This is a genomic window from Streptomyces sp. NBC_00667 (genome assembly GCF_036226825.1).
In the GTDB taxonomy this organism is placed as follows: Bacteria; Actinomycetota; Actinomycetes; order Streptomycetales; family Streptomycetaceae; genus Streptomyces.
This window is the reverse complement of the sequence record NZ_CP109022.1, coordinates 389246-400882: the sequence shown is the minus strand read 5'-3', so window position 1 is coordinate 400882 and position 11637 is coordinate 389246. Positions and strand designations below refer to the sequence as shown.

The window sequence follows — 11637 nt, the reverse complement described above, 5'->3', positions numbered from 1 at the left end:
GTGCTCGCCCGTTGCTCCTCTTCCCAGGAGGTGTCCTATGAACAGGACCTCCCGACTCAACTGCGTCATCCCCCCGTACCTGCTCAAGAAGCTTCTGGACAGCGAAGACGGCGAGGTGCGCCAGGCTGCCTTGGCCACCATGCTGACCACCGCGCGCCTGCGGGGCGAACGAGCGGTCCGGGCGTCCCTCGCCGGCCCGGCCGCAACCGCGACCGGTAACGGTCGACGCACCGTCTTCGACTGTGACCAGGGGAGCTTCCTGGCATCCGCAGTCCTGGCCAGGTCCGAGGACGGACCGGTGTCCGCGGACGAGTCCGTGGACCGGGCGTTCGACGGGCTCGGCCTGACGCGCGATTTCTACAAGGAGGTGTTCCGGCGCGACTCGATCGACGGCCACGGTATGCGCCTGGACGGGTACGTCCACTTCAGTGTGAAGTTCAACAACGCATTCTGGGACGGGCGCCAGATGGTCTTCGGCGACGGGGACGGGAAGATGCTGGGAGACCTCACCAGATCCCTCGATGTGATCGGCCACGAGTTGACGCACGGAGTCACCGAGCACACTGCGGGACTGGCGTACCACAACCAGCCCGGGGCCCTGAACGAGTCGATGTCGGACGTCTTCGGTTCGCTGGTCAAGCAGTGGTCGCTGAAACAGTCGGCCGAGGAAGCGGACTGGCTGATCGGGGCCGACGTGTGGACCCCGGGGATCGATGCCGACGCCCTGCGCTCGATGAAGGCCCCGGGGCACGCGTACGACAACGCGCTGTTCGGGAAGGACCCCCAGCCGGACCGGATGAGCAAGTTCGTCCACCTGCCCGACACGGAGGAAGGGGATTCCGGCGGCGTGCACTTCAACTCCGGGATTCCGAACAAGGCGTTCTTCCTCGCCGCCATGGGCATCGGCGGGTTCGCCTGGGAACGCGCCGGGACCATCTGGTACGAATCGCTCAAAGCGTCCGGCGCCGAGACCCAGTTCCAGGATTTCGCGGACACCACCTTCCAGAAGGCAGGTGAACTCTTCGGAGCCGGCAGTGCCGAGCAGTCGGCTGTGCTGGCGGCATGGCAAGGAGTGGAAATCCCCATCAGGGGCGTGCCGACCGGAGTCGCCCGGGCGCGGAGCCTTGCGGTCAACGGGGAGGCCGGGATGGGGCGACACGACGGCCTCGGAGCCCTGAACAGGCAGGTGGGGGAGCTGAGTGCCGAGATGGCGAGGCTGGCCAAGGACGTGGCCGCACTGAAGCGCGCCGGCTGACCACCTCCACTCCGGAGCGGACTGCACACCCCGGGCGGTCGAAGCGGAATGCACTCCTGCCGCCGGGGGCACCAGCCGTGTGGTGTCGAGGCCCGTGTGGTGCCAAGGCCGGGAATCACGCCGAGCAGCCCACGTGGTGGGGCAGGGGAGCAGGTCCGGCCGGCACTCAGGTCGTGATGGGTTCGTCGTCGTACCTGCCGCCTATGCAGGTCCACAGTCCGGTGCCGGAGTCGTACACCACCTTTCCGTGGGCTGCCACGCACGCCGGTCCGGTGACAGCCGGTGCCGCAGCCTGAGCGACGGGAACCGCGGCCCCGAGAGCAGCCAGTACGAGGGCGCTGATGAATCCGAGAAGTCGAGTACGCATGGGGAACTCCTGCAAGGACGAGCACTTCAACACATCACACAGCAACACAACAACTCCAGACTCACCCTGTGTTGGGTCGAGCGCACCCTGGAGGGGTGATCAAGAGGCGCGCTCCGGGCGGCGTTCCCTGCGGACGAGCGGCAGGCTGGAGTTATGGAGAACACGCCTGAGGTGACCGTCGGCGGGAGTGACGGCCTCGGTTTGCGGAAGGTCCTCATCGACGGCAGGCCCGTCGGCAGCGTTCGGTCCCGCAGGGAGCTCCGAGGACTCCTGCGTCGTGCCGGTCTGCCGCCTGACCAGCCGGTCCGTTGGTTCGGTGCGGACGACACCGTCTGGCCGGACCGAGCGTGGCGGCGACGGGCGATCGGCTCCTTCATGGTTCTCGGGCTCCTGGTGACCGCGTACCCGCTCTTTCGGATCGGACTCTCGGACAGCGGTGACGCCCTGACCTACGGCGGGAGGATCGCTGGATTCACCGTCCTCGTTGCCGCCCTGATGGAGTTGGCTGCGGCCGCAGCCGCTGTCGACTACTGGCGGAGGAGACGATGGAGTTACTCGGGGGTGACGGTTCTGGCCGGAGTGGTCCTCTCCCTCGTCTGCAGCATCCTGTTCCTCTCCCTGCAGATAGGCGAGTGCTTCACCGGCTACACCCTGATCGGGATGGCCCTCGCGGCGTGGTCCTCGGTGGCGCTGTTCAGGCTCATCAGGTGCCGGGCGTGGCAGGGTCTTCACGTTCCGAGGAGAATCGCGATCGGGGTGATCGTCTCCACCCTCCTCGCCGTTACCAACCTTGCCTACACGCAGCTCTACGTTCCCTACGTGATGCCCCCGGTGCTACAGAGTGGGGCCGAGTTCAGGGACTCGGTCCTGGCGAGGGGAGGGAAGCGCATGTACGTGACGGTCCATCTGCACGTGAAGAACGCCGGCCAGGTCCCTGTTTACGTCCTCGACAGCATCTACTGGATCCACGGTGGTTCGGCCAGCAGTTTCTCCGACGGCAAGGCTGCGAGAGACGATCTGATCTACGACGGCGCGTTCGTCACACCGGTGGGGCGCGTGCTGAACCCGGGTGAAGAAGTCCTGCAGGATGCGGTGGTCGAGATCAACGATCCGCAGGCGCGCAATTACGAAGCGATCAAAGCGCAGACCGAGGTGTACGTGATCAGGAAGGACAGAATGACCATGCCCGCCGATTACGAGCGTTCCAAGGCGGTGGGCGCGAGGATCAGCAGGGAGGCCGGAGGAGGGGATCCCCCCAATGCCGAGTACAGGTATCGGTCTGACATCTCGAACAGTAGTGAAATCCTCAACTTGACCCGGCGTCGGCAACGCATCTCAGTGTGGAAGGTCAACTATGGGGAGTGGCCTGCCATCGTGGTGGACGTGTCACCGCCGGGTGATCGCATAGTCTTCGACCCCGTGAGCGTCTACAAGAACCAAAAGGTCATCGACCGGTACGGCCTCACGCGGGTCCGCGGTTCCATGGCGCAGATGCCCTACCGTGAGCTCCTCGACAAGGCCCGCTCCGACTAGGACCGGCGGCGATGGCCGCAATCGGTCCTTCGCGCCCCAGACGTACCCGCCGAGGTCTGGGTCAGCGGTTTCGCGGTCGAGGAGACGGTCGTCCAAGGAGGCCCGCCAGACGTCCGCGGAAGGGAACGTCTTGCAGCGGGCCTCGACGCAGTACCGGAAGAGGTACCGCAGGTAGAGATCGTGGGGGAGCCGGATGGTGGGGGCGCGGTCAATCCGAGGCTTGTACCGGGCTGATCTCGAAGGCCCCGCACAGCCGCAGGTGGGAGGGGATCTGGACGGCCTGGAAGCTGTTCGGCGGGTAGACCTTGACGTAGGTCGACACCGGGCGGCAGCTCGGCACCACGCTCCGGCTGTTCGTGCGGAAGACCGCAGTCACGGTCTGGCCGGGGGACACGGACACCGTGTTCACCGGCTCGCCGGTGCGGATCGCCGAGGTGCCGATCTGCCGGTGCTGGACGTCGATGACGCTGACTCCGGGGTATCCGCGCAACGCGCAGGTGTGGGTTGAGGTATTGGTGAACAGGATCGGGTAGTAGAGGGATCCTGCGGCGCCTTCCGGCTCGCCGACCGTCAGGTGCAGGTCGGCCACGTGGCAGGTGGGGGCACTTGGCAGGGCCGTTGCCTGGGTGGCGCCGACGGAGACGCCGGCGGTTGCCAGGAGGGCTGCGGCAGCGATGGTCGTTGCCCGGTTCACGACGTTGCTCATGACGCCAACTCCTCTGTCATGACGAGGGTATTACTGGCATTCGGCGCACACGAATGGGGCTGTGCCGGCGCTTTCGCGGTTGCCCGGTCGAGCGGTGCACTCCGCGGCGGGCACTGCACGCCTGATGGCGCCATTCTACCGGCGCGGGGTCCTCGCGGCTTCTCGGCGGCGGGAGCACGGAAAGGGCGCGCGCCACACGGCCCGGCAGCTCCTCCCGCCTCCTGTGCACCAGTTGCCGGCGGTGGAGGTCTCCTTCACACCCGGGTGCGGCCCAGGACCGGAACGTCGGCCCGGCAGGCGGTCTGCGCCTGTCCGACTTAACTTGGAACCGTGGTCTCACGGTGAGTGCGGGCAGCACAGCGGGCGGCAGACGGTATGCGCCGCCGGCGTCAAAGGCCATCGGCTCCACTGCCCAGCGATGCCGTACCAACCTCTCCTGAAGTCGGCCCGAACGCGCCGCCGAGCAGGAGTTCCCATTTTCCTTCGGAGCGCATCATGAGTGCTTTGAGATGGCGTAGCACACTAACGGTACTTACCTCAGCTGTCTTCGTTTCCGGCATGGTCGCCGCACCGAGCGTCGTCGCTGCCGGGCCGCGGGCACCGCAGAGTACGACCGTCCACGTCCTCGGCGGCGCCTCCGGGCAGTCGCCGGACCTGAAGAAGGGGTGTTTCTTCCGCGACGGTACGGCGCCGAACGGAGGAAGTGACATCGGAGGTACGCCTCCCCGCTTCCAGTACGGCAACAGCCCCTACCTGGGCGCGCAATTCGACTCGTGCGGCGACGTCGTCAGGGTCTACTTCGGCGGATACAACTCCACCCACTACAACATCCGCTATGTATCGCCCACCTCTGGACGCTGGGTACAGACAGAGCTCACCGGAGGCCCCCGGAGAGTGTGGACCATCACCGCCGAGGCGGGTGACTACAACTTCGTCGTCCAGGCGTGCAACCGCGGCGGCGCTCTGAGCCACTCTTCCTGCACCCGTTGGTCCCCGCAGATCTACCTGAACGCCCGCCCGTGGTGACGGATTCGAACCGGTTGAAGGAGCAGTCATGGGCACGCTTCCACGTTCGGCCTCCCACTGGCCGCGACGCTTCGTGCTGAGCGCGACAGCACTGGCCGCGATCGGCCTCGCCGCCTCGCCGGCCGGCGCAACTCCCCCCGACGCAGCCACCCCGGCCGCGTCAACCCGAGCCGCTCTGCACAAGGCGCCGGGGAACCTCTATTTGTTCCAGTACACCTACCGGGGGCACCTCAAGATCGGCGGAGGTAACTTCACCCTCGGCGGCAAGGTCTATATAGCCGTCAAGTACAACTTCGGGCAGGTCAGGTACCAAGACAACGTGATCGCGAAGACGAATTCGGGCATCCCCGGCGGAGCCGTCTACCTGGAGACGAACATCTCCGCTCCCTGCGCCCCCGGCAACAACGGCTACGCCCAGGCGTACGACTACAACACCAGGACCTGGTCGCCGAAGCTACCGGTGGCGATCTGTGTGCGGTTCGACTGAACCACCGGTGCGCAGCGCGCAAAATACCGCCCTCGTCGGCCGACCAGATCGCTTTGGCCGGCCGGCGAGGGCGCCGTCGTTCTGCCGGGCCGGTGTTCAGAAGGTGATGGTCCGTCCCTCGGGTTCCGCCTGTCGCGCGGTGTAGGCGACGCCGTGGACTTTGATGCCGTCCGGGTTGAGGAGGGTGATCGTGCCGCCCTGGTCGCCGAGGCGGAAGCCGTTGCCGCTCGCGACGGTGAGGGTGGTGCCGGGTTCGAGAGTGCCCGCCGGCAGCGGGAGGGGCTGCCGGTTGCGGTCGGTGAGCTGCCAGCCGCGCAGGTCGACCGGGGCCGGTGAGGTGTTGAGCACGGTGACGGCTTCCGGTGCGGAGCCGGATGGGTTGACGAGTGCGGCCATGATCCGCAGGGGTTCGTCGCGGTCGCTGGAGCGGGGCGGTGCGGTGTCGATGGAATGCCCGGTGTTGTCGTCGGTGTGCCAGGACTGGGACTGGAAAGCGAGGAAGATGCCGACCCAGCGGTTTTCGGCGGGGAGGTGCACGAGCATGGCGCCGTCCTGCCGGACGCCGTCGTCGGAGCGGAAGCGCCCGCTGTTGCCCTGGTTCATGTGGATGTCGTGTACGCCGTTGCCGGGCCGGAAACCGAACACCTTGTCGGGGATGTTGGCCTCGGGGCCGAACCGTTGCCCGAAGACGTAGAGGGTGGCGGTGGGGTCGGCGATGGCACGCTGCACGTAGTGGTCGAGCAGGTCGGCCAGGTCATTGTCGGCGCCCTCGACATCGGGCGGGAGCACTCGCATCGAGGCGGGGTCGAACAGGTTGCCGCGGATGAAGTCCAGGCCGGCCGTGCCCGGCCGTGACGCCAGGGCCGTCCATCCGCTGCCGGCCGGCGGGAGCAGCTCGGTCACGGGGTGGCGCAGGTCGTCGTCGACCAGGTAGAGCAGTTCCGAGGGCGCCTGTTGCGACTCGACGTTGACGGCGGCCCGGTAGTGGGTGCCGGCGTTGTCGGTGAGGTGGATCTGGTAGTGAGGGGTATCGCTGGATCCCTCCCGGCGCCGGTCTACGGCGCGGGCGGCCAGGACACCGTAGCCTTTTAGCGGCATGGGCCATCCTCTGGATTCCGGTGGGAGCGGCACGGCCGGGGTGCGGACGTGTCGAGGGAACGGACGGGGCGCGGGCCGTCCGGGACGCAGGCCCGGCCGGCCGGTGCCGACGGGGCGTCGACCTCGTGCATCCCGAGGACGTCGCGGGTGGAGCCGGTGGTGGTGCCGGCCGGGTCCTTCGCCGTGTACGTTGCCCGGCCCTCGGGCCCGAAGCAGCCGACGGGCCGGTGATGGTTCGCCCGCTTCCAGGCACCGGTGACCGCCATGTCTCACCCTCGTCGCACGCCGGGGCAGCCCTGCCGGCTGCCGACCCTCCTCGCCGTTATCCCCCGGCCGCGCCCCGAAAGGATGCCGCATCGCCCAATGTTCACCCGCCTTGCCCTGCGCACGGCGCTGACCGCGGGCGCGCGGGGGTGGGGCTCGGGCCCCGGCCGCCGCCGCTCGGGGCGGGCGGGCCGCCTCGCCGGCAGCGCTCGTCCCAGCACTGCGGCGCCCCGTTGACAAGCGTAGATTTGATGGTGCGCCCGGCTGGAGGGAGACGATCCCATGGACACAGCCATCCGCATCGAGGTACTGCCTGCGCGACTGGGCGACTGTTTGCTCGTGGAGTGTGTGCGGGGGAGCGGGCCGCCTTGGCGCATGCTCGTCGACGGCGGCCCTCCGGGCACCTGGCCCCGGCTCGAAAAGAGGCTGGGCCGGCTCGAACCCGACGAGCGGCACATCGATGTAGCCGTGGTGACCCACATCGACAGTGATCACATAGGCGGCATGCTCTCGTTCCTGCGGAGCGAGTATGCCGAAGACGTCGGTGATTACTGGTTCAACGGCCCTCCGCACCTGCCGTCCAGGGGCCGGGTGGAGGGCAGCGTCGCGGAGGGGCAGAGCCTGATAGCGGCGCTGCTCGGGGAGTCCGCCGGTCCCGTGCTGCCGTGGAACCGGGCATTCGGCGGCGGGCCCATCGACACCGGGGACGAGTCCGGGTTCATCGAGGTGCCGGTCCCGGACGGGCCGCAGATCACCGTGCTTTCACCGACCAACGAACGCCTGGTGATGCTGCAGCACGAGTGGGCCGAAGCCGTCGACCAGGCCAGGCGCGGCTGGCAGGGCGTGAGGCCCGAGCCCGACCTCGTGAGGTCCGACGTCCTGGAACCCCTCGGGGATCTGGCCGCCCTTGCCGCTCGCAAGACGGCCGACGACACGACCGCTCCGAACGGGAGCAGCATCGCGCTGCTGATAGAACACCGCGGTGCCCGCGCCGTGCTCGGGGCGGACGCGTTCGGCCCCGTGCTCGGGGCCGGTCTGCGCGGGGTAGCCGCCCACCGCGGCCTGCCGGCCCTGGAGCTGGACGCTTTCAAACTTCCGCACCATGCCAGTCGGCGGAACGTGACCGAGGCCCTGCTCGAAGCCGCCCCCGCCCGGCACTACCTCGTGTCCACCAACGGGGACACCTACCACCACCCCGATGACGAGGCGCTGGCCCGCGTCATCCTGAACGCCCCGGACGGCCTGACGCTGTGGTTCAACTACCGCACGCTGCGCACCGCCCGGTGGGAGGATCCTCAGCTGTACGAGCGATACGGCTACTCCGCGCGCTTCCCCGAGGCACCGGAGACGGGCACGGTCCTCGAACTGCCGGCGACGGCGTGACCCGCACAGGACCCGGGACCTCAATTCCGGGGGCCCGGCGGTATTCCTTCGCCGAAGTCGAACCTTGCCCGCTCCACGCTCGGCTTCGACCACCGGCCCGCCCGCATCCTCCGGCGGCGACATGCGTAATCCGCCGGGCAGAGCCGATTGGTGATCCGGCTGTCTGACGGTGAGGTCCTATGCTACGGAGATGATCAATGCCATTGAACTCGTCATATTCGACTGCGACGGCGTGCTGGTGGACAGCGAGCGCATCGCCGCGCGTGTGCAGGTAGCGCTGGGTGCCGAGTTGGGCTGGCCGCTGACCGAGGACGAGGTCGTGGACCGGTTCATCGGCCGCTCACATGCGGCCATCCGTGCACAGATCGCGGCGCAACTCGGCGAGGACACAGCCACTACCTGGTCGGAGAGGTTCGAGCGACTTCACAGTGAGGCCGTAGACGCCGAGCTCAGCCCGGTCGAAGGCCTGCCCGAAGCCCTCGACGCGCTCACCCTGCCGACCTGCGTCGCCTCCAGCGGCTCCCACGACAAAATGCGGCACACCCTCGGCCGCACCGGACTCTACGAACACTTCACCGGCCGCATCTTCAGCGCCACTGAGGTCGCCCGGGGCAAACCCGCCCCGGACCTGTTCCTGCACGCGGCCCGGCACATGGGCGTCGATCCGGCCGCCTGCGTGGTGGTCGAGGACAGCCGGCCCGGTGTTCGCGCTGCCCGCGCCGCCGGCATGCAGTGTTTCGGCTATGCCGGCGGGCTCACCCCGGCTGAACGACTCGAAGGCCCCGACACCACCGTCTTCCACGACATGCGCGACCTGCCGACGCTCATCGCGGAACGGCAGAACGGTAGCCACCTGCACCGGCCCCTTCACGCGAGTTGACAGGTGCTTCGCTGCGCGAACCGTGGGTCAGCGGCCCGGTGATGTGTGAACGGCGCCGCGACGGCCGATGACACCCCCGCCCGAGCCGCTGGAACCCGCGCGGGGCTACGCCGTCACCGGCTCCAGCCGCAGCTGCCGGATCGGCCAGGGTAGTGGCTCGGCCGGACCGAACCAGACCCGGACGTCCTCCCCGGTCCGCACGGGCAGGCGCGGGTAGTCGTTTTCGACGTGTGCGGTGCGGTGCAGCGCATGGCCCGGATCCAGGTGCCGGGCTGCGTACGCGTCGAAGGCGGCTGCTCCGGACGGCCGGCAGACGGTCGCGATCACCTCGCGGATGCCCGAGTGCGGTGTGAAGCCCGGGCCGTGCAGGAGCAGGACGTCGTCGCTGTCGATCATGGTGGCATTGGCCGCGTCGCGGTTCTCCTGCCAGACCGGGCCGGTGTAGAACGCCTCCAGCGAGCGCCGACGGTGCCGCATGTCGGGGAAGGCGCGCAGCCAGACGAAGCGGTCCGGGTCGTCAAGGTCGCGGAACCTGCCGCCGACCGCGATGCCGACCGCTTCCTGACCGGTCACGAACTCGCGCTCGAACAGCTCGATCAGTGTTTCCCGGGTGCCGGGGCGCAGCGTGTACTGCCGGAGTTCGACGATGCTCATGCGCCGGCCGCCGCGGTGCGCGTGAAGTCCATGATCCAGTTGAGTTCCCAGGTGAGGCCGTCGTCGCCGGAGAACTCCTGCTCCCAGCGGGCGGCGTCCGGGCCGAGGCGGTACCAGGTGAAGTGCACCCGGATCGGGCGGCCGTCGTAGGTGTCCTCGCCGTGGAAGTCGCCGCGGTCACCCGTGAAGCCACCGACCACCGGCGGATCCAGCCGGCCGGTCCGGCTGTCGGACCAGTGGATCGACCAGCGCTCCAGCTCGCGGTCGAACAGTCGTAGGGTCACGCCCTGGCGGGCGAGGGTGGGGAGGCTGAGCTCGTCGATGTTGCCGGCCCCGCCGAACAGCGACCGTACGACGGCATGGCCGGGAAATTCCACCCAGGTGGCCGGGCCTGAGCCGAGAGGTGCGGTGAGACGGCGGTTGGCCACGTCCCAGCAGCCGTGAAGGAAGTCGAAGTCGTCCATGCACCGCAGGCTAGGGACGTTCCCCTGACATCCACTGTCAGTGGATACTGAGCGGCATGCGCGCGAGCCGACTGGTCACCCTGCTGCTGCTCCTCCAGACCCGGGGCCGGATGACGGCCCAGCAGCTGGCCGAGGAACTGGAGGTCTCCGTGCGTACGGTCTACCGGGACGTCGCGGCGCTCGGCGCCGCCGGTATCCCGCTGTACGGCGACGCCGGCCACCTGGGCGGCTACCGGCTGCTGGAGGGCTACCGGACCCGTCTCACCGGACTGACCGCCGACGAGGCGCAGGCCGCGTTCCTCGCCGCGCTCCCGGGCACCGCCGCCGAGCTCGGCCTCGGTGAAGCGCTCGCCACCGCCCAACTCAAGCTGCGGGCAGCCCTTCCGGCGGAGCTGCGCGAGCACGCCGGGCGGATCCAGGAACGCTTCCTGCTCGACGCTCCCGGCTGGTACGGCGGCGCAGACAGTACGCCGCACCTTGCCGCGGTCGCCGCCGCGGTGTGGGCGCGACGGGCGGTGGTCCTGCGGTACCGGCGCTGGCGGGCGCCGGAGGAGATCGAGCGGCGGGTGGAGCCGTACGGGCTCGTACTCAAGGCGGGCCGCTGGTACGTGGTCGCGGGCGGGCCGTTCGGGATCCGTACCTACCGCGTCGACCAGATCGACGAACTACGGCCCCTGGAAGAAGAGTGCGCCGTCCCGGACGGGTTCGACCTGGCCGCGTACTGGAACGGCTATCTGATCGACTTCCAAGACCGGCTCCACACCGGGGAGGCTCTGGTACGGCTCACCCCGGAGGGCGCCCGCCGTCTCGGCGTGACACCCGACGGCCGCGGGTGGACGGAGGCCCGGGTGCCCATCGAATCGATCGACCACGCCCATGGGGAGTTCTTGCGGCTGGGCAGCGACATCGAGGTCATGGCTCCGGCCGAACTCCGCGACCGCGTCGCCGAGACCGTACGGACCTTGGCCGTCCGCTACCAAGGGTGCCCCCTACGGACCGGTTCGTTCGCGCAATAGGCTGGAGGCAGCAAGGTCGGCCGCTGCCCCCACCCCAGGCCGGAAGGAGCCCGTATGGCCCGCACGGACCGGAATCCTGACGGCCTGCGCCGGCAGCCTTCCGCCTCGCCCCCGCCCTGCTCCTGGGCGGTGTCACCCGACGGCGGGCGCCCGCAGGGGCGTACCTGTTCCCATGGGGCGGCGCTGCCCGCCTCCCCGGAGACGCCGCACGACGTCTGCACGCACTGTCGCGCCCTCGGCTGGACCTGGACCGGGCTGAGATGGTGTGCGGCCTGCGGGCACGTCGGATGCTGCGACAGCTCCCGTGGCCGGCACGCCTACGCCCACCATGCGCAGACGGGACACCCCGTGGTCATGTCCTTGGACCCCGACGAGCCCTGGGCCTGGTGTTTCGTCGACGAGGTCTTCCTCGTTCGCCACCACTGACGGGTGGGATCCCTGACGGGTGGGATCCCTGTCGGGCGGGATCCCTGACGGTTTGGGGCGCGTACGCCCCGCTGAGCC

At 68.9% G+C, this 11637-nt stretch carries 13 protein-coding genes and 1 pseudogene; 8 read left to right on the top strand and 6 right to left on the bottom strand.

Annotation, left to right across the window (positions count from 1 at the left end):
• The first annotated feature begins 37 nt into the window (after positions 1 to 37).
• Positions 38 to 1255, top strand: coding sequence for a M4 family metallopeptidase (locus tag OHA81_RS01945; RefSeq protein ID WP_329192087.1), 1218 nt, complete (start codon positions 38 to 40; stop codon positions 1253 to 1255).
• A gap of 166 nt (positions 1256 to 1421) precedes the next feature.
• On the opposite strand, the gene OHA81_RS01940 is transcribed toward OHA81_RS01945, so the two are convergent.
• Complete coding sequence (locus OHA81_RS01940; protein ID WP_329192085.1) at positions 1422 to 1622, bottom strand: hypothetical protein; 201 nt, start codon at positions 1620 to 1622, stop codon at positions 1422 to 1424.
• Between the two features lie 153 nt (positions 1623 to 1775).
• Between OHA81_RS01940 and OHA81_RS01935 the strand changes: the two genes are divergently transcribed.
• Positions 1776 to 3155 (top strand): hypothetical protein, encoded by a 1380-nt coding sequence (locus tag OHA81_RS01935; protein WP_329192083.1) that lies wholly within the window; start codon positions 1776 to 1778, stop codon positions 3153 to 3155.
• A gap of 27 nt (positions 3156 to 3182) precedes the next feature.
• Here the strand turns inward: OHA81_RS01935 and OHA81_RS34555 are convergent.
• Positions 3183 to 3329, bottom strand: a pseudogene (locus OHA81_RS34555) (YxiG-like protein); the annotation flags it as partial.
• Positions 3330 to 3363: 34 nt separating this feature from the next.
• Positions 3364 to 3861, bottom strand: a complete 498-nt coding sequence (locus OHA81_RS01930; RefSeq protein ID WP_329192081.1) for a DUF4232 domain-containing protein — start codon at positions 3859 to 3861, stop codon at positions 3364 to 3366.
• A 558-nt stretch (positions 3862 to 4419) separates the two neighbouring features.
• On the opposite strand from OHA81_RS01930, the gene OHA81_RS01925 reads away from it, so the two are divergent.
• Positions 4420 to 4887, top strand: coding sequence for a fibronectin type III domain-containing protein (locus OHA81_RS01925; RefSeq protein ID WP_329192080.1), 468 nt, complete (start codon positions 4420 to 4422; stop codon positions 4885 to 4887).
• Positions 4888 to 4915: 28 nt separating this feature from the next.
• A complete protein-coding gene (locus OHA81_RS01920; RefSeq protein WP_329192076.1) occupies positions 4916 to 5374 on the top strand; it encodes a hypothetical protein in 459 nt (152 codons plus the stop codon).
• 96 nt (positions 5375 to 5470) lie between these two features.
• Here OHA81_RS01920 and OHA81_RS01915 read toward each other — a convergent pair whose 3' ends face one another.
• On the bottom strand, positions 5471 to 6472 hold the full coding sequence (locus OHA81_RS01915; RefSeq protein WP_329192075.1) for a DUF2278 family protein: 1002 nt from the start codon (positions 6470 to 6472) through the stop codon (positions 5471 to 5473).
• A gap of 546 nt (positions 6473 to 7018) precedes the next feature.
• Here OHA81_RS01915 and OHA81_RS01910 point away from each other — a divergent pair.
• Positions 7019 to 8119, top strand: coding sequence for an MBL fold metallo-hydrolase (locus tag OHA81_RS01910; protein WP_329192073.1), 1101 nt, complete (start codon positions 7019 to 7021; stop codon positions 8117 to 8119).
• A gap of 190 nt (positions 8120 to 8309) precedes the next feature.
• Positions 8310 to 8999 carry an HAD family hydrolase gene (locus tag OHA81_RS01905; RefSeq protein ID WP_329192071.1) on the top strand — a complete coding sequence of 230 codons (690 nt, stop codon included), beginning with the start codon at positions 8310 to 8312 and terminating at the stop codon, positions 8997 to 8999.
• A gap of 105 nt (positions 9000 to 9104) precedes the next feature.
• Here the strand turns inward: OHA81_RS01905 and OHA81_RS01900 are convergent, their stop codons facing one another.
• Positions 9105 to 9653, bottom strand: coding sequence for an NIPSNAP family protein (locus OHA81_RS01900; RefSeq protein ID WP_329192069.1), 549 nt, complete (start codon positions 9651 to 9653; stop codon positions 9105 to 9107).
• Positions 9650 to 10117 (bottom strand): hypothetical protein, encoded by a 468-nt coding sequence (locus OHA81_RS01895; protein WP_329192067.1) that lies wholly within the window; start codon positions 10115 to 10117, stop codon positions 9650 to 9652. Before OHA81_RS01895 ends, OHA81_RS01900 begins: the two co-directional genes overlap by 4 nt.
• A 56-nt stretch (positions 10118 to 10173) precedes the next feature.
• Here OHA81_RS01895 and OHA81_RS01890 point away from each other — a divergent pair, with 56 nt between their 5' ends.
• Both OHA81_RS01890 and OHA81_RS01885 read left to right on the top strand, forming a co-directional pair.
• A complete protein-coding gene (locus tag OHA81_RS01890; RefSeq protein ID WP_329192065.1) occupies positions 10174 to 11133 on the top strand; it encodes a helix-turn-helix transcriptional regulator in 960 nt (319 codons plus the stop codon).
• Between the two features lie 54 nt (positions 11134 to 11187).
• A complete protein-coding gene (locus OHA81_RS01885; RefSeq protein WP_329192063.1) occupies positions 11188 to 11559 on the top strand; it encodes a UBP-type zinc finger domain-containing protein in 372 nt (123 codons plus the stop codon).
• Positions 11560 to 11637 lie beyond the last annotated feature (78 nt).